This window comes from Frankia sp. CcI49 (genome assembly GCF_001983215.1).
Taxonomy (GTDB): domain Bacteria; phylum Actinomycetota; class Actinomycetes; order Frankiales; family Frankiaceae; genus Parafrankia; species Parafrankia irregularis.
On record NZ_MOWP01000009.1, the window covers coordinates 256,608 to 273,389 of the forward strand.

The following is a 16,782-nucleotide window of genomic DNA, read 5'->3' on the forward strand; positions in this document are numbered from 1 at the left end:
GATAGTAATCATGAGAGCTTCGTAGGTCGTTCAGGAAAAGTCCCCGTCAAGCCGGCAGGATGAATCGCTGCGGCTGGCGGGATTTCGTCGTGCGCATTTTCGGCGCGCCGGCCCCGCCACTGGCGGTGGGGCCGGCGCCAACCGTCACCACTGCCAGTGGTCAGGCCGGGTCAGGCGCCGGCGAGGGAGGCCTTGTACAGCGTGTTCGCGGCGAGGCGCATGTGCGCGGCGTCGACGAGGCGGCCGTCGCGCCCGATCGCTCCGACCCCTTCGGCCTCGGACGCCCGGTAGACGGCCACCGCCTCGTGCGCCTCGGCGACCTCCTGCGCGGTCGGGGCGAACACCTCGTTGGCAACGGAGATCTGGGCGGGGTGGATCGCCCACTTTCCGTCGAACCCCAGCAGGCTCGCATGCGTGGCGGAGCGCCGGTAGCCCTCGATGTCCTGGTACGCCGGGTAGGGCGCGTCGATCGCGTCGATGCCCGCTCCGCGCGCCGCGGCAAGCACCTGAACCCGCGCGAAATGCCAGAAATCTCCCGGATAATCCCCTACCGGATCGAAGTTTCCGTCCACCCGGGCCCGCAACGAGGCGGAGAGGTCACCCGCTCCGAAGATGATCGCTTCCAGGCGGGTGCTGGCCCGGGCGATCTCGGCGGCGTTCGCCAGGCCCTCAGCCTCCTCGATGAGGACCTCCAGCGCGATCCGCCGGGTGAGCCCGAGCTTGTGCTCCAGCTGCGTGAGCAGGACGTCGACCCACCAGACATCCCGCGCGGACCGGGCCTTGGGCACGATGATCACATCGAGCGCCTCGCGTGCGCCGGTGACGATCTCGATGATGTCGTCATGGCACCAGGGCGTGTCCAGGCCGTTCACCCTGACGGCGCGAACGGTCCGCCCCCACTCCAGACCCGTGAGCGCGGCTACGGCGATGCCCCGGGCCGCCTCCTTCGCCGCTGGCGCRCAGGCGTCCTCCAGGTCGAGAAAAACCAGGTCGGCGTTAGAGGCCGCGGCTTTCTCGCACATTTTTGCGCTGCTGGCCGGAGTGGCCAGCTCGGACCGGCGGGCGCGTGGCCGGCCGGCGTCGGTGGCCACCGTGGCCGGATCCGCCGAGGCCGGGGATTCGGGCACGTCTGGTGCGGGCAAAACTGCCTCCCTGTTCCTGCTCCGGCCGGGATTCCCGGCCAGATGACGACAAATTCCGCGGCTGCTTCGGTGATCTCCCGAACGAGCCGGGAAGGCCCGTCCGAATCAGCTCGCGGGAAGGGGCTCGAAAGAGCTGTGATCCCATCGCGGTGCTTCATTGATGTTGTAGATCTGATCCGATTTCGATCCCGGGGATCGTTCGGCATCGACTTCCGGTGTCGTGCTGTGCTGGTGGGTGGGTCGGCTGGGGCGGTGTCGGCGGACCGCCCACTGATCACCCTCGGTGGGAAGGCATGCGATCGGCGTGGGAGCGCCCACGGCCGCGCGGCTGGTTTTCTCTGGGTGGATCACTTTCCCATGGAGTGGGAGGGAGTTGGATTCGGTTGTTCGACTTTGTCTGCAACGTTAGTGTTGTCGCATGGCAACTGCAACCGTGCGCGGCTGCGCGGCTGCGCGGCTGCGCGGCTGCGCGGCGGGCGGGTGGGCCGCGGCGCGATGCGGCGCGGTGCCGTGCGACGCGATGCGGTGCGGTGCCGAGGGCGCGGTGGGATGCCGGGATCGTCGGCATGTCCGGAGATGTTGCTCATCAATGACTGACCACTACTGCGGGCCGTGTCCGGAGGGACTCATGCAGGAGCAAGAACATCTGTTCATCGGGGGCGAGTGGGTCGCGCCGGCGGGCACGGGCGCGGGCGTGATCGAGGTCGTCTCGCCGCACACCGAGCAGGTCATCGCCCGCATCGCGGCGGCCGGCAACGCGGACGTCGACCGGGCGGTGGCCGCGGCGCGCCTCGCCTTCGACGAAGGCCCCTGGCCGCGTCTCGACCCGGCGGAGCGCGCCGAGGTCGTCCGGCGGCTGGCCGGTCTGGTGAAGCCGCGCCGCAAGGAGCTCGCCGAGCTGATCAGCGCCGAGATGGGTGCGCCGATCTCGTTCGCGAAGCTGTCCCATGTGGCACTGCCCTGGATGATGATGGGCGCGTTCGCCGACATCGCGGTGAACCTGGCGTGGGAGGAGCCGCGCAAGGGCTTCTACGGGCAGGACATCATCGTCCGCAAGGAGCCGATCGGCGTCGTCGCCGCCATCGTCCCGTGGAACATGCCGTTGTTCCTGACCGTCGGGAAGCTGGTGCCGGCGCTGCTCGCCGGGTGCTCGGTGGTGCTGAAGCCGTCCCCGGAGACGCCGCTGGACGCCTACGTGCTGGCAGACCTGCTCACCGAGGCGGGGCTGCCGCCGGGGGTCGTCAGCGTGCTGCCCGGCGACCGGGACCTGGGCGAGTACCTCGTGTCACATCCGGGCGTGGACAAGGTGTCGTTCACCGGGTCGACGGCGGCCGGCCGCCTGGTCGCCGCGTCGTGCGGGTCGAACCTCAAGCGGGTCAGCCTGGAGCTCGGCGGCAAGTCCGCGGCCGTGGTGCTCGACGACGCAGACCCGGCCGCGGTGGCGGCAGGGGTGGAGATCGCCGGGCTGATGAACAGCGGGCAGGCGTGCGTCGCCCAGACCCGGATCCTCGTCCCCCGGTCGCGGTACAGCGAGTACCTCGACGCGCTGGTCTCGATGGTCGAGTCGCTGCCGGTCGGTGATCCGTCCGACCCGGCGACGAAGGTCGGCCCGATGGTCGCCCAGCGTCAGCAGGGGCGGGTGCGCGGCTACATCGAGGAGGGCCAGAAGGAAGGTGCCCGGCTGGTCACCGGCGGCAGCGATCTGCCGGCCGGTGTCGAGAGCGGCTGGTACGTGCGTCCGACCGTCTTCGCCGACGTCGACAGCGGCATGCGGGTCGCCAGGGAGGAGATCTTCGGCCCGGTCCTGACGGTGCTGCCGTACGGCGACGACGCCGAGGCGGTACGCATCGCGGACGCCACCGAGTACGGGCTGTCCGGCTCGGTGTGGACGTCCGACATCGAGCGCGGGCTCGCGGTGGCACGAAAGGTCCGCAGCGGCACCTTCGGCGTCAACCAGGCCTACAGCATGGACCCGAACGCGCCGTTTGGTGGGGTCAAGGCCAGCGGGATCGGGCGTGAGCTGGGCCGTGAGGGCATCGAGGGCTACCTCGACGTGAAGTCGATCTCGGTGGCCCCGGCATCCTGAACGTCGTCGGCTGGACCGGTCACCGGGAACCGACCGGGTTCCGCCTGCCTCGGGGCCGTTGACGCGGCCCCCGGGCAGGCGCTGGAACCCAGTCCGTGGGTGGGCGCGAGCGTGTCGCGTGACCGGTCGCGACGACACCGCGTCCTGTGCCCTGCGTCCGCTCGCGGGCGAGCGGCGCGGTTATGGGGGAGCTCGGCGTTACCGGGAAGGCCGGCGTTGCCGGGAGCTCAGCAGTAGGAGGTCACAGCTGGTTGTGACCTGGCTGGCTGGGGCCGGAGCGATCACAGCCCGGCGCGGCGGGCGCGGCGGGGCTGGACGACGGGTCGACGGCGACCCAGCGACGAGCGTGGGAGAGGGCGGCACCGCTGTCCTGCAGCCTGCGCAGTCCGGCGGTCACCTCGGCGGCCGGGAGGCCGAGGTCGAGGGCGAGGACGCGCGCGCGTACCGGTCGGTCGGCCCGGGCCAGGGCGTCGCGGACGGCGATGAGGGTTCGGTCGGCACGGCTCACCTTGTCCCGGTGCCGGCGCTGAGGCTGGCGCGGGACGTCACCGGCTAACCGGCTCTTCGCCTGCACCGCGGCCGTGGGAGAGGTCACAGAATGCATTGCATCACCTTTCTCGATTTCGCTTAACTTCAACAATGCCTACTTTTGCGGCTGTCGTCATGGTGAGGTTCGCCGCGTTACGCTAAGTGTTTGCCAGAATACAGCCCGCCGAATGGTGTGTTCGCTGTAACAGGACGGGCTGTTCGGTGCCCGCCGGTCGGGTGACCCGTGCTACGTTGCCCGGCCGGTCCGTTGGTGCCACCGTGCCGACCGGCAGGTGTAATCCGGCCGATCGGCAGGTACAAACGGGCGCACCGGCCACCGGCCTCGTGGGCCCCTGACCCGCGCAATCGCCCGGCGCCGCGGCGGCGGACCGGCCGGCGGCCAGCCGAACAGCCATGTTTTTCTTGGGTTTTCATGTTCATTCTATGAAGAATTTCTCAGTTGCTGTGACACGTGGTCGCCGTCCCGATTACGACACTTCCTCCGATCGTCCGGGGCTCACCGGAGCGAAACATTCCGTGCCGCCCGGCTGGTCCGGTGGTCGTCTGGGGTGTTGTCCTGATCGTGTCTCCCTCCTCCTTCGGTGTGGGCCGGATCATGGCTGTGAGCTGGGCCTAGGCGCCCGTGAACGAGCACTAGTGATGGAACGAAGCCTGGTCCGCGGCGGACCACGCCGGCCGGGAGGCCTGGCCGCTCAGCCGGCCGACCGCCCGCTGAAGGTCCTCGACCAGCAGGTGCGCCAACTCGCGGCTGAAGTCCGCGCGGATCACGATCCGCAGCACGGCCAGGTCCGTCAGATCGGCGGGGAACCGGTAGGCGGGCACCAGCCAGCCCCGGGTCCGCAACGCCTCGGACACGTCGAAGACGCTGAAATCCGTGCCAGCCCTCGTCGTGAAGGCGAACGCGGGGATCCCGGAGCCGTCCGAGACAAGCTCGAACGGCCCCAGCTTGGCGACCTCGTCCGCAAGCCATCGCGCATTGTCACGGCACGTGCGGGCGGTGAGCTGATAGCCGGCGTGGCCGAGCCGCAACATCGAGTAGTACTGCGCTACCACCTGTGACCCTGGTCGGGAGAAGTTCAGGGCGAACGTCGGCATCGTGCCGCCGAGATAGTCGACGTCGAACACCAGTTCGGCTGGAAGGTGCTCGGTGTCGCGCCACACAACCCAGCCGACGCTCGGATACACGAGCCCGTACTTGTGGCCTGAGGTGTTGATGGACACGACCCGCCGCAGCCGGAAGTCCCAGTGCAGGTCCGGGTCGCAGAACGGCGCGACGAACCCGCCGGAGGCGGCGTCGACGTGCACCGGGACGTCCGGGCCGCCGGTCTCGGCCAGGTGGTCCAGCGCCCGGGCGATCTGCTCCACGGGCTCGTAGGTCCCGTCGAAGGTCGAGCCCAGTACGGCCACCACCCCGATCGTGTTCTCGTCGCAGCGGGCGACCGCTTCGTCCGGTGTCAGATGGGTGCGCCCAGGCGCGAGCGGGACCAGCCGGGGCTCGACATCCCAGTAACGGGCGAACTTCTCCCAACAGACCTGCACGTTCGCACCCATGACGATGTTCGGGGCCGGTGCGTCGCGCGGGCTCCGGGCGCCACGCCACCGGCGCAGCATGGCGAGCCCGGCCAGCATGCAGGCTTCGGACGAGCCCGTGGTCGAACAGCCGATCGTGTCGGCGGCGTCCGGGGCGTGCCACAGCCTGGCCAGGATGTTCACGCAGCGTGCCTCCAGCTCGGCCGTCTGCGGGTACTCATCCTTGTCGATCATGTTCTTGGCCGCGCACTCCGCCATCAGCCGGTCCGCGTGCTCGTCCATCCAGGTGGTGACGAAGGTTGCGAGGTTGAGGCGGGCGTTCCCGTCGAGCATCAGCTCGTCCCGCACGACCTGGTAGGCGGTCGCCGCCGGCATCGACGAGCGGGGCAGCCGGAACCGGGGAACCGTGGTGTCGGCGTCCGGGACCGCCAGGTGTGGGCGTATCGCGACGGTCTGGTCGCCGTGCCCGCCTTTCGCCCGACCATGCAGGGCCATCGGACGTCCCTCCCTCCCGCCGTCACCGGTGTCGCCAAGAGTCTGCGACCCAGCAATCGATTACGCCAGGTGACGTACCGAGCGGGGAGGGTGGTAGTCGTGGGCCCTCAGCGGGCGTCGGCCAGCGGGATGTCCGCTTGGGCACCGGTCTGGCCGCTCTGGCCGCTCTGGCCGGTCGAGGCGGGCTGGCCGGTCGAAGCGGCCGAGCGGCTCCGGGGCTGCGGCGGGGCCGTTGCCAGCCGCTCGACCAGCAGCAGCGCCAGATCGTCGTGCAGGTTGCCACCGACATGGCTGGTGAGCGCGGCGGTGAGCTGATCGAGGGCGGCGCTCGGCGACACCTCCCGGAGCAGGTCGACGTGCCGGTCCAGCGGGAAGAAGGCGCGGTCGCCGTCACGCGCCTCGATCAGGCCGTCGGTGAACAGCAGCAGCCGGTCACCGATCTCCCAGTCCGTGACCGTCGTCGCGAACTGCTCACCGAGCCCGAGCGGCGGGCCGGACGGACAGGTCAGCGTGGTCGTGGTCGTGGTGCCGACGAGCAGCGGCGGATGATGACCCGCCGAGCACAGGCTGAGCTGGCCGTCCGGATGGATGTCGACCAGCAGCGCGGTCACGAAGTCCTCCGGATCCGCCTCGCGGCTCACCGACCGTGCGCAGGCGGCCGCGACCTGCCCCTGGTCGAGCCAGGTGACCGCGGCCTCGCGGAAGGCGCCGAGCACCACCGTCGCGAGCCGGACGGCGGGCAGCCCCTTGCCCCGCACGTCGCCGATGATGAGGCGGATCGTGTGCGGCGTCGCCACGACTTCGTAGAGGTCGCCACCGACCGACGCCTCCGCGGCCGCGGAGAGGTACCGGGCGGCGAAGCCGGCACCGTGCAGCGTCTTCGGCACGTCCGGCAGCAGGGCCCGTTGAGCGACCTCCGCGACCGCCCGGACCTGCTGCAGCTCGGAGCTCCGGCGGATCCGGTGGGCCGAGATGTACACCGCGACGGCCACCTGGGCGGCGACCAGCACACACGCCGCGATGTGCTGGCCGCTGCCGAAACGGTGATCCCACACCCCGGAGACCACCGCCACGACCTCGCAGCACAGGCCCAGACCCAGCGTCACCAGGGGTGGACAGGTCACGGCCGCGACCAGCGCGCCGATACCGAAATAACCGGTCGTGGACAGATCCGTGGCCGCACCGACGGCGATCCCGGCGGCGAGGACCAGCAGAGCGGCGGTGAGCGGGTCGGTGTAGGCCCTGACCCGGTGAACCACGCTGGTGAGCATGCGCCATTGTCCCGGGCCGACGGCGTCTGTCAGCCGGAGACCTCCATTTTCGCCGGTGACAGGGGCTGGCAGGCCATCCCGGGCTCGCCGCTGTCGGGCTCGGGGGCGTCAGGCGGGTGCCGAGGTCTCCAGCCGCCCCGGCCGGCGGGTGTACCACCGTTCGACGTCCTCCAGCTCCGCGGCGAGCGAGATCAGCGGGCCCTCGCCGCCGGCCGGTCCCATCAGCTGCGCACCGACCGGAAGGCCGGCCGCGGTCAGCCCCGCCGGGACGTTGATCGCCGGCCAGCCGAGGACGTTCCACGGCCAGGTGTAGGGAGCCGCGGCGATGATGGCCTGATCGGTCTCCCAGCTCGTCGGGCGGTTGAGCTCGCCGACCCGAGGTGGCGGCACCGCGGTCGTCGGAGCCAGCAGGACGTCCACCTGGCGGAAGACACGGCCGATGTACGCCCGGGCCGGAGCCTCGACCACCCTGGTCAGACCGAGCAGCGGCCGCAGCGCCCGCCCGTTGCGCGCGTTCGTCAGCGTCCTCGGGTCGAGCAGGCCGGGATCCGGAACCCGGCAGGACCAGTCCCGGATGCCATCCATCGACCGGGGGAGGAAGAGGAGACCGAGCAGCCCGTACGGCGGATCGAGCGGCACCACCTCATGCCCGAGCCGGGCGAGCACCTCGGCGAGACGTTCCACCGCGGAGCGGACAGCCGGATCAAGCGTGGCCGGCATCCCGCTGTACGGAATCCGCAACGACAGCCCGATCCGCAGCCGTGGCGGCGGGCGTTCGGCCGACCGCACGAACGACTCCATCGGTGGGGCGGTCCGGTCCCGGTCCACGGGGAGGCTGCCGGCCAGCAGATCCAGCAGCAGGGCGCCGTCGGCGACGGTCCGGGTCAGCGGACCGAAGGTGGTCAACCCGTTGAACTGCTCGGTCACCGGTGCGCTGGAGATCCGTCCGCGCTGGGGCTTGATGCCGACGAGGTGGGTCCAGGCGGCGGGGATGCGGACCGAGCCGGCCCCGTCGGAGCCGATCGCGGCGGGCACCAGCCCGGCGGCGACCGCCGCGGCCGCCCCACCCGAGGACCCACCGGGCGAGTAGTCGAGGTTCCAGGGGTTGCGGGTGCTGCCGAACGCGGCCCCCTCGGTGAACGGCCACTGTCCGAACTCGGGGGTGTTCGTCTTCCCCACGATGATCGCTCCACTGGCGCGCAGCCGGTGGACCATCTCGCAGTCCTCGGTCGCGGGCGGGAAGTCACCGGCGGCGCCGAACGCGGTCGGAAGCCCGGCGATGTCGGTGTCGTCCTTGATGGCGATCGGAACGCCCAGCAGCGGCAGCCGCTCGCCGGCGTCGAGCCGCCGGTCGGCCTGGGCGGCCTCTCGCAGCGCCTCGTCCGCGCGCAGGACCCGGAAGGAGTTGAGGGTGGAAGCCGTCGCCTGGATGCGTTCCAGGCTGGCCGCTACGAGCTCCTGCGAGCTCATCGTCCCGGCCGCGAGCTGCGCGGCGAGTTCCCGCAGGCCGTAGAGGCCGTCGGGTTGGCCATCGTCAGCCCACACAGCAGCGGTATCCGACATCAGGCACCTCCTTGGCGCGGCAAGCGCGGCGGGAGCCGTGAAGGGAACGCTAGACGACTCCGCCCCGCCGCCGCGCTCCGTTGCCGGACATGAGACATACGAGCCAGCGCGCGCGGTGCCACCTGCCATCCACCGGCCGCCACCCACCGGCTGCCGGCCGCCGCCGTCCGCGGCCGTGGCCGGGGCCGGGGCGGCATGGATGAGCTGAGGATCGTCGTCGCGCCAGCGACCACCAGCTCGGGTCCTGTCCGGCAGGAACGTCAGACTCGGTGGCGGCGTGCACGGACCGTGGCGTGGGGTTCCCGTCACTGTCCTGCGAAACGGTGGGTTATGCCGAAATTCCATGGGTAGTCGGGAAGGAAAGATGCGTGTGGCAGCCGGCGGATCCCCATCGGCTCACCGCGCGCGAGATGCGCGATCTATCGAGGAGGACCGCGAGATGAAAGAGGGCGCCAATACCGGAGCCAGCACGGCGCCGGATACCGGCGGTGCCGCTTCCGTGGAAGCGGCCGAACGCCCCCTGGACACTGCCGCGACGGACAGCGGTGTGAGCGCCACCGACATTCGCCGGAAGTTCAACGACATGACCACCGGCCTCGCCCCGCATGTGGTTTCGGCCACAGAGAAGACGCGGGACGTCGCGGAGCGGGCGGCGGGTGCGGTCCGGGAGAAGGTTGCCCAGAACCCGACCGTCGCGACCGCGACGGAACGGACCGTCGAGGCGAAGGACAAGGCTCTCAGTACTGTGCGGGACCAGCTCGACCAGCATCCGCAGGCGGCGGCAGCTGTCGAGCGGACCGCCGTGACCAGCGGGAAGGCCGCTCGAACCGTGGGCGAGCAGGCGCGGCGCCGTCCTCGCGCCACCGGCGGGGTGGCCTTCGGTGTGGCGGTGCTGCTGCTCCTCCGGCGGACCGTGCACCGCCGGGGGGCGGCACGGTCCGCCCGCTCCGGCGACTGACCTCGCCCGATCACCCGCCGCTTTGTCCGGCGTCCGCGGAAACCGGGTAAAGCTGCCGGATCGCGAGTTTTCAAGAGAAAAACGTTTGTGTCGGAACCGCTCGGGAACAAGGATCTCAGCCGAACTTCGAAGGCAAAAACATCCTGGTAAGGGAGAGCTCGCTGATGGTCACCTTCCTCGTCATCATGGTCCTGCTCGGTCTCGTCGCCGGCGCGGTTGCCCGTCTGGTTCTCCCGGGCCGGGACCCGATCGGAATTCTCGGTACGATTGGCGTCGGAATCGTCGGTTCCTTCGTCGGCGGCTTTCTCGGCTATGTTCTCTTCGGTAAGGATCTCGGTGAGGGCGCCCTGCAGCCGTCGGGCGTCATCGGCTCGATCATCGGAGCCATCATCGTGCTCGCCCTGTGGCGTTCCTTCAGCGGCCGTGGCATCTCCCGGGCCCCGCACAGCCGCCGGTACGCCCGCCGATAGGCCGATAGCAGGCGCCTTCAAGTCGGACTGCCTGGCGCCCTGCGGAGCGAACGGACGGCCACCGTTCCCGAGAAGTTTCGGGAACGGTGGCCTCTTTTCATGCCGCCTGTCGGGTGAGCAAAGCGCGCACTCCTCGGGCGGCTGACCAGCTACGACGTGCTTGAGCGCCGCCACACTCCGGAAGACGGTCGCCAGAAGGCCGCCGCTTCATCGCAAACAGTCAGGTGTTCGTCCGGCTCAAGTCACCAGTTCCCCGACCTGGGCGCGTCCGGTGAGGCATCCTGTCTCTATGGCGTGAGGCAGGCCTGCCCGACCTGCCATCCCGTTTTGGGCAGGCCTGGTCCGCCAAACAAGGGTGCGGTTTGGCGAACCCAACGCTCCTGTGYCGGACATGGGCCCGACGTTCATGTCCGGGAGATGCCGCAGCCTCAGCGAACGCGGTGCGGATCCGGCACGGAGCCTGGAGAAGGGGGACTATGAGATGATCAGGTTAAGGGGAGCTCTGGAYGAGGACCTACCGGAGCTCAGCATCCTCGATCGAGACGTCTTCGGCAGGATCGCTTACCCGTATTTCGTGCTTCGGCAGCATCTGGACGTCTTTCGCGAGGGATTTCTTCTCGCCGAGTTGGATGGAGATCTGGTGGGCTATTCGCTCGCGGCCATCGCATCAGCCAAGGGTGATCTCGCGCACTATCTAGCCCTCGGTGTAAAGGCGAGCTGCCGCAGCCGGGGAATCGGTCGCCTGCTCGCGGAGGAGACACTCGCTGCACTGAAGGGACGTGGCGTTCGAACCGTCTCCCTGGCGGTCGAGCCCGGCAACATGCATGCCCAGACCCTATATCAGTCGCTCGGATTCATGCAGGTACGCCATGAGGCAGATTATTACGGACCCRCGGAGTCGAGGAATATCCTGAATCTCAGTTTCATGCCAGATCAGTACTCAAGTCACAGTTAGCAAGAATGCTCTGGGAAGGGACAAGGGAAGACTTCCGGGACGCTGCTGTGGCCTCCCGCTACTTCCCGCCCCCCGTCCGCCCCCGTCCACGACTGCCCGCGGCATCCACGGTCACCGCCGCTGGGCACATCGTTCCTGCCTGGCCCCGAGGAGGTGCGATGACGGCTTCTCAGGAACGGAGTTCGCTGGTCTCGAACCGCTCCGCCTTCTCCCAGAGGTCCGCGAACTGCGCCGCCCGGCTCACGATGTGATCTGGCTTCGACCACAGCTCCGTTTTGAATCCTTTTCCTGCGGGAGACGTCTCGTAGCTGAATCCGTCGTCAAACAAAATGAAGTCGTCAATGACGGGTGGCACCATTCTCAGTATCCGAACCTCGATGCCGCGATCCCGGTGCATGGCGCAGGTGTCTAGGAGCTCCTGAGGAGCGACCGTGTTCTTGCCCTTGAGGATGAATATTCTGCGTACGACCACCTGCCGCCGCACGGCGGCATGTTGCGCGGCCAGATACGCCTGACCGATCTGGCCGGACCAGAACCCGCCCCTGAAGTTTCGGGATCCGCCGTCGACTGTCGCGGTGCTGATCGCGAGAATATGCTTTTGAGTGCTTCGAGTCAGTGCCAAAAGCCAGTTCTGGTCCTCGCCCTTGTACTCCGTGACCCCTCGACCGCTGATTTCGTTCATCAGTTTGAAAAGCGCGTCAATCTCCTCGACGGCAAGCCGCCCGGCGATCGGTGATGGGACCTTCAGACTCTCCGTACCGTTCAGGATGGAGATGATCGGGTGATCCGGCACGCCGAGATCCCTGGYCAGCTGGTCGACCCTCTCCATCATGTGAACTGCGCGGTCCACACGAGTCAGTCGCTCGTGCACGTACTCCTCCAGCTTCCGCATCCTGTCGTTCAGGTCGGCGGCAGTCTTCTGCTGCAGTTCGCCGAAATCGATGAGGTACTGAACGACGAGGACGACTCCGCCGAGGAAGAAGYCGATGAGAGCGCAGTTGATGACGKAGGTGTCGGACAGCGCGCCGACCACTATTGGCACTGCGCCGGTCGAGACTGAGAGCGAGATCTTACGCAGCAGCGGATGGACGGTCATGGTTCCCCTCTCACGGCGTGGGAACTGTTGTCGGGGGGCACTCGGTGAACCGGTGCCCAAAGGGGCGCCTGGTTCGCCGGCAGGAAATCGCCTCGCGTCTGGCGGGCCAGCGCGGCGGTCGGGTCTGCCCGCCAGATGACGGTGTTCGTCCTGACTCCGGGGAAGCTCTGGGCCAGGCCCGATCAGCGCTGGGGCACCAACCGTGGCTGTGGGCTGGCCGTTAGGGGAAGCCGCCGTCCGTCATGACTTCGCGAATCTCGGACACAGAAAACCTACCGTGTTGTGTGTCATGGAGGTACGTCGTTGTGGTAACGGGCAGGATGACGGCTGAGATCGACCGACCAGGGACGTTTCGTCGATGGGAGGACACAGTACCAACTAGGTAACAGATTGCGGCGCCGAGAAGGCCGACAGAACTCTTGGTCGAGGGAGTGCTGTTCGCCAGTCAAGATCTACACTGGTATCTTTGGGGTAGTTGGTCTGTTTCGTCACGAACGAGTGGTCGATGGTTGCTTCGACAGAGCGGTGCCTCGAACGGCGCCAGGTCTGGTCCGTCAAAAACACGACAGCTGTCCGACTGTTAAGGCGTTCTTTGGCGTTGGATACAGGGTGGGATTGCGAACTTGTCGTGCGGGTCTGCGAGTCCGCCCGTCGTCCGCGCGCGGCGGCGAGGCGGGAGTGAGGGAGCGCCATGGCGCCGGAATCTGGATGACATGGGGCGCAGTGGCCGCGACACGCGCATCTTGTCGGTGTCTGCGCCCTGCCAACGGCTCGACCGGTCGGTGTGTCGCCTCGAACTCGACGCTCGGATCGGCTCGCTACCCGCGCCAGCCGGCTAAGTTGACGTGTTTTTGGCCATCACAGTTCATACTTGGATCACCGACCTCGTTGGCCGTGGCCCAGCCCACCCGTAGCTCGGATCGAAGCAGTGAGGCGCGCATTCCGTGGGAGTCGATGTGCACATAGAGTCCAGAGAGCCCAGAGTGCCGCCGATGGGGAACTCTGCGGGGGAGTGGGACAGCTTCGACCCCAGTGAGTATCACCGGACGAACTACGCCGCATTGCGAGACGATGATCGGCAGATCATCGAGGCTGTGCGTGACTTCTTCGCGGTCTTTGCCGCGGAAGCGGCGGTGAACCGCCCACTGAGTGGCCTCGACGTCGGCAGCGGCAGCAATCTCTACCCCGCGCTGACGCTGCTCCCATGGTGCAACGAGATCACCATGATGGAGTACTCGGCGAGCAACGTCGCGTGGCTGCGCGAAGAGATCAAATCGTACGGAACAACCTGGGATTCTTTCTGGGAAGTACTCAGGCGGGATCCCGCTTATGCCGCGGTCGATGATCCTCGGCGCGTACTCGCCACGCGGGCCACCGTCCGGCAGGGCAGTGTGTTCGAGCTGGACCAGAATCGGTGGGATCTAGGCACCATGTTCTTCGTGGCCTGTTCGATATCCGGATTTCGAGAAGATTTCGCGCAGGCGCTGGAGTGCTTTTTGAATGCGCTTGTTCCGCGCGCTCCGTTCGCAATGGCCTTCATGGAGAAGTCTCATGGATATCGCGTTGGTGATATCTCCTTCCCAGCGGTCTCGATAGGAATGGAAGAAATTTCGAAAATCCTTGACGGGGTGGTCTCCGACCTTGATGTGGATCGCATTTTCGGAGCGGAGCTTCTTCGGGAGGGATATGAGGCGATGATACTGGTGCGCGGGAGAACGAGAGCTAGGCCGGTCAACTCGAGAATCTCAGTAGAAGTATAGAGAAATTCCCGGTCACCTGCTTTCGTGGCTCCCGGGTCGACTCGGAGTTGCGAGATCGGGATCCGGTTCGACTTACAATGTCAATAAATATGTGGTGCGACTTCAGAAAAAGGGGGAAAATTGGAAATCCGGCCTCGGCAGTTACTGCTGGAGATGTGGCAGGCGACCAGCGGGTATGCGTACGCGAACGGTGATTGGCAGTTCCGTGGCCGCGTGGAGTCGAATTCCATCAGCGATGCAGAACAGCTGCTCTGTCTCGTGTATCCGGCCTACCAGATGGCTGGCATGGGTTTCGTCAGGCCGGACGAAACGGCCAAGGACGTCACCGAGGCACTGGCGAAGATCGGCGACGCGCGTCAGATTCCTCAGGTCCTGACCCGGGCGCTCGCGGATTATCTGGCTACATATTCGGACGAGGATGGCGCCCCGATCTTCACGGGGGGCACCTATCTGCAGGCCCTGCGGGCCGGTGACACCGTGACCGCCGAGCAGCAGGAACTCGAGCTCGTTGACGCCTTCTCGATGTCCATCACGCTTTCCCTGGCCATCCTCGGATTCGTCAAGGAGTTCCGGCCGACGGTACGCCGGCCGGCGCTGCTCGATGAATTGCTGCAACTGGAGGAAGCCGCCTCGCATCGGCTGACGGCCGCAATGGTGGGAGTTCTCCGAAGCTTCACGGTGCGGGCGTTCTCCGCCGATTCCGAAGACGGGCGGGCGCTTCGTGACCTGGTCAATACCAGCGACCGATCGCAGGAGCGCGTTCTTGACGAGCTGCTGGACGCTCTCGTTCCAGCACGTACCGCGCTGCGGGAGCTGAAGCTCGGCGTCGACATCTCCTCCAGTGACGTGGTGGAGGACGACAGCCTGCTCTTCGAATGCGGYTGGTCCTGGGGCACCGTCCGCAACGCCCCGCCKATCGATCCGACCTGGGGGCCGAAGGCGGTGGCGCAGGCCAAGGGCCTCGCCGAGGCGAAGCCATCGCTCTACTTCACCCTCGTGGCGCTCGATGGCATCGCCGACCTGTATTCGGAGCGGACACGCCGGCTGGCTCTCATCACCCCTGAGCAGGAGGGCCTGGTCGGGGCGCTGGCGTTGCGGCAGAACCTGGCCCAGCTCTACTGGGGTACGGTGACCCGTTTTGGTGACAGCCGGTGGGCCGTCGAGGAGGTTCCGTGGCGGGGTCGACGACCTGAGACCGAAGGCCCGGAGACGGACTACGACACTCTGCTGGCCGCGTCGCTCAGCATCGAGGCGCTGGCCGCCGAACGCACACGAGATGTCGACGTTGCCAGAGTCACCTCCGTCCTCGAGGAGCTGGCGATTCGAGGCCGGGTCACACGACGCGCGCAACCACAGGATTCGGCGATCGCGCTGCACGTGCCGGGCATGCGGCTCGAACTCGTCGGTGCGGAGGAGGTAGGACCGGCCGCCGCCTGGGCGGTGACAGACTTCTCGACGGCCCTGCTCAAGCGCGTCGCGCGTACGGCGTCCATCACCCGCGACAGCTCGCTGAGGGACAGGCTGCTCAGACTGGCCGATGAGATCTGGTCGCGGCACGTTCAGCGTCGTCAGCTCGCCGAAGGACCGGGACRGGGCCTCTGGGACGACCTCGGCCTCATGTTCAAGGCGCCAGCGGACGAATACGAACGGGAACCGTCCTGGTATTTCACGGAACGGGTGATGGAATCCCTGGTCGCTGTCGCGGCACTGACTGTTAATCGGCCCTACAGCAGCAGGCTGGCAGACCTGGCACTGGACATGCTGGTTGAAGCTGAACATCTGCATTCCAGTGAGCTTCTGAGACAGTCCCCTACCTCTACCCAACCGGCTCGCACCCACCTGTACGGGATCGGCGCGAATCTCAAGCGCGCCCGCCTGTTGCGTGAGCAGCAGCCTGCGACGTCGCTTGCGATTCTTCAGAAGGCGCTGCGTGATCTTGATGCGCTCGCGCTGGCTCGGCGCGCGTGACCGGCCGACGACGGTGATAATCTTCGCGACGTCGGACARGGGCGGCACCGGCCGCTCCGTGACGAGCTGCAATGTTGCCTACCGCCGGGCCCTGCAGGGCACCAATGTGTGCTATCTCGATTTTGACTTCGGCTCGCCGACAGCGGGTGCGATCTTCGGAGTCGAGGCAGCGGGTCAGGGCACGTCGAGCGCCAGGGGGCTGCACAGTTTCCTTTCTGAGCGGGTGGACGAGCCGGAACAGGTCGATGTCTGGGCTCAGTCGACGCTCGGCGGGAGATGGTCCAAGCCGCTCGGTGCCGGCCGCCTGACACTGCTACCGGGTGATGTCGGCGGCGGGGAGTTCCCGATCGCCGACGAGATGATCCGTCGCTGCGGGGATCTGTTCCTCCGCCTTGATGAGGAATTCGAACTCATCATCGTTGATCTGAGCGCGGGCAGGTCGTATGCGACCGAACTGGTCCTGCGCACGACCGCTGATCCAGTGATCGCAGAGAAGATCGTCCGCTGGCTGGTCTTTCACCGCTGGACCCGGCAGCATATTGTCGCGGCCGCGGGACTCGTCTACGGTCCGCAGGGTATTCTTGAGACGGGTGAGGGCTGTGGGCACGGGCGGCGGCAACTGGAAGACGCCGTTCGCTTCGTGCGTACCGCTGTTCTCGAGCCCGACTCGCCCCAGCTCGGTGGCCTGCGCCCGGAGCAATCGGTTTGGCTGCAGTCATACAACCTGGATCTGCAGAGGCTTGCCGGTAAAATGCGCCTGGGTAGCTCGCTGATGCTCGGTTCGATTCCTCTGGACCCTGTCCTGCAATGGCGTGAGCAGATTATCGTTGAAGAGGACATCTCGACGACAAGGATTGCCAACGAGGAGACCGGGTATGCGTTCGAGCAGCTCGCCCTGAGGTTGACCGACCCCGTGCAGTGGGAAGGGATCTGACGGCC

13 protein-coding genes are annotated in these 16,782 nt (G+C 67.4%); 7 read left to right on the top strand and 6 right to left on the bottom strand.

The window, feature by feature from the left end:
* Positions 1–170: 170 nt before the first annotated feature.
* Complete coding sequence (locus tag CcI49_RS09975) at positions 171–1,049, bottom strand: CoA ester lyase (RefSeq protein WP_076825969.1); 879 nt, start codon at positions 1,047–1,049, stop codon at positions 171–173.
* A 721-nt stretch (positions 1,050–1,770) separates the two neighbouring features.
* On the opposite strand from CcI49_RS09975, the gene CcI49_RS09980 reads away from it, so the two are divergent.
* A complete protein-coding gene (locus CcI49_RS09980) occupies positions 1,771–3,228 on the top strand; it encodes an aldehyde dehydrogenase (protein ID WP_076825845.1) in 1,458 nt (485 codons plus the stop codon).
* A gap of 241 nt (positions 3,229–3,469) precedes the next feature.
* Here the strand turns inward: CcI49_RS09980 and CcI49_RS09985 are convergent, their stop codons facing one another.
* The 4 genes from CcI49_RS09985 to CcI49_RS10000 all read right to left on the bottom strand — a co-directional run bounded on the left by CcI49_RS09985 (position 3,470) and on the right by CcI49_RS10000 (position 8,636).
* Positions 3,470–3,832, bottom strand: coding sequence for a hypothetical protein (locus CcI49_RS09985; RefSeq protein ID WP_006541685.1), 363 nt, complete (start codon positions 3,830–3,832; stop codon positions 3,470–3,472).
* 578 nt (positions 3,833–4,410) lie between these two features.
* Positions 4,411–5,802: a glutamate decarboxylase gene (locus CcI49_RS09990; protein WP_076825848.1), complete on the bottom strand. Its 1,392-nt coding sequence runs from the start codon at positions 5,800–5,802 to the stop codon at positions 4,411–4,413.
* 107 nt (positions 5,803–5,909) lie between these two features.
* Positions 5,910–7,073 (bottom strand): PP2C family protein-serine/threonine phosphatase, encoded by a 1,164-nt coding sequence (locus tag CcI49_RS09995; RefSeq protein WP_076825850.1) that lies wholly within the window; start codon positions 7,071–7,073, stop codon positions 5,910–5,912.
* Positions 7,074–7,181: 108 nt separating this feature from the next.
* Positions 7,182–8,636: an amidase gene (locus CcI49_RS10000; protein ID WP_054570863.1), complete on the bottom strand. Its 1,455-nt coding sequence runs from the start codon at positions 8,634–8,636 to the stop codon at positions 7,182–7,184.
* 547 nt (positions 8,637–9,183) lie between these two features.
* On the opposite strand from CcI49_RS10000, the gene CcI49_RS10005 reads away from it, so the two are divergent.
* The 3 genes from CcI49_RS10005 to CcI49_RS10015 all read left to right on the top strand — a co-directional run bounded on the left by CcI49_RS10005 (position 9,184) and on the right by CcI49_RS10015 (position 11,019).
* Positions 9,184–9,594: a hypothetical protein gene (locus CcI49_RS10005; RefSeq protein ID WP_198955488.1), complete on the top strand. Its 411-nt coding sequence runs from the start codon at positions 9,184–9,186 to the stop codon at positions 9,592–9,594.
* 164 nt (positions 9,595–9,758) lie between these two features.
* On the top strand, positions 9,759–10,064 hold the full coding sequence (locus CcI49_RS10010; protein ID WP_054570865.1) for a GlsB/YeaQ/YmgE family stress response membrane protein: 306 nt from the start codon (positions 9,759–9,761) through the stop codon (positions 10,062–10,064).
* A gap of 391 nt (positions 10,065–10,455) precedes the next feature.
* A complete protein-coding gene (locus CcI49_RS10015; RefSeq protein ID WP_241839980.1) occupies positions 10,456–11,019 on the top strand; it encodes a GNAT family N-acetyltransferase in 564 nt (187 codons plus the stop codon).
* A 169-nt stretch (positions 11,020–11,188) separates the two neighbouring features.
* Here CcI49_RS10015 and CcI49_RS10020 read toward each other — a convergent pair whose 3' ends face one another.
* Positions 11,189–12,115 (bottom strand): hypothetical protein, encoded by a 927-nt coding sequence (locus tag CcI49_RS10020; protein ID WP_131831050.1) that lies wholly within the window; start codon positions 12,113–12,115, stop codon positions 11,189–11,191.
* 992 nt (positions 12,116–13,107) lie between these two features.
* On the opposite strand from CcI49_RS10020, the gene CcI49_RS10025 reads away from it, so the two are divergent.
* The 3 genes from CcI49_RS10025 (at position 13,108) to CcI49_RS10035 (ending at position 16,777) form a co-directional block, all read left to right on the top strand.
* The gene (locus CcI49_RS10025; RefSeq protein ID WP_076825854.1) at positions 13,108–13,875 is read left to right on the top strand and encodes an SCO2525 family SAM-dependent methyltransferase; all 768 of its coding nucleotides are present in this window, start codon (positions 13,108–13,110) and stop codon (positions 13,873–13,875) included.
* Positions 13,876–13,995: 120 nt separating this feature from the next.
* Positions 13,996–15,843 (top strand): SCO2524 family protein, encoded by a 1,848-nt coding sequence (locus tag CcI49_RS10030; RefSeq protein WP_076825857.1) that lies wholly within the window; start codon positions 13,996–13,998, stop codon positions 15,841–15,843.
* Positions 15,844–15,856: 13 nt separating this feature from the next.
* Positions 15,857–16,777 (top strand): SCO2523 family variant P-loop protein, encoded by a 921-nt coding sequence (locus tag CcI49_RS10035; RefSeq protein ID WP_076825974.1) that lies wholly within the window; start codon positions 15,857–15,859, stop codon positions 16,775–16,777.
* Positions 16,778–16,782 lie beyond the last annotated feature (5 nt).

What these genes read in the sequence shown, in the direction of transcription:
- CcI49_RS09980 (WP_076825845.1), top strand. Translation starts at nt 1,771, where the DNA reads ATGCAGGAGCAAGAACATCTGTTCATCGGGGGCGAGTGGGTCGCGCCG.
- CcI49_RS09985 (WP_006541685.1), bottom strand. Translation starts at nt 3,832, where the DNA reads ATGCATTCTGTGACCTCTCCCACGGCCGCGGTGCAGGCGAAGAGCCGG.
- CcI49_RS09990 (WP_076825848.1), bottom strand. Translation starts at nt 5,802, where the DNA reads ATGGCCCTGCATGGTCGGGCGAAAGGCGGGCACGGCGACCAGACCGTC.
- CcI49_RS09995 (WP_076825850.1), bottom strand. Translation starts at nt 7,073, where the DNA reads ATGCTCACCAGCGTGGTTCACCGGGTCAGGGCCTACACCGACCCGCTC.
- CcI49_RS10000 (WP_054570863.1), bottom strand. Translation starts at nt 8,636, where the DNA reads ATGTCGGATACCGCTGCTGTGTGGGCTGACGATGGCCAACCCGACGGC.
- CcI49_RS10010 (WP_054570865.1), top strand. Translation starts at nt 9,759, where the DNA reads ATGGTCACCTTCCTCGTCATCATGGTCCTGCTCGGTCTCGTCGCCGGC.
- CcI49_RS10025 (WP_076825854.1), top strand. Translation starts at nt 13,108, where the DNA reads ATGGGGAACTCTGCGGGGGAGTGGGACAGCTTCGACCCCAGTGAGTAT.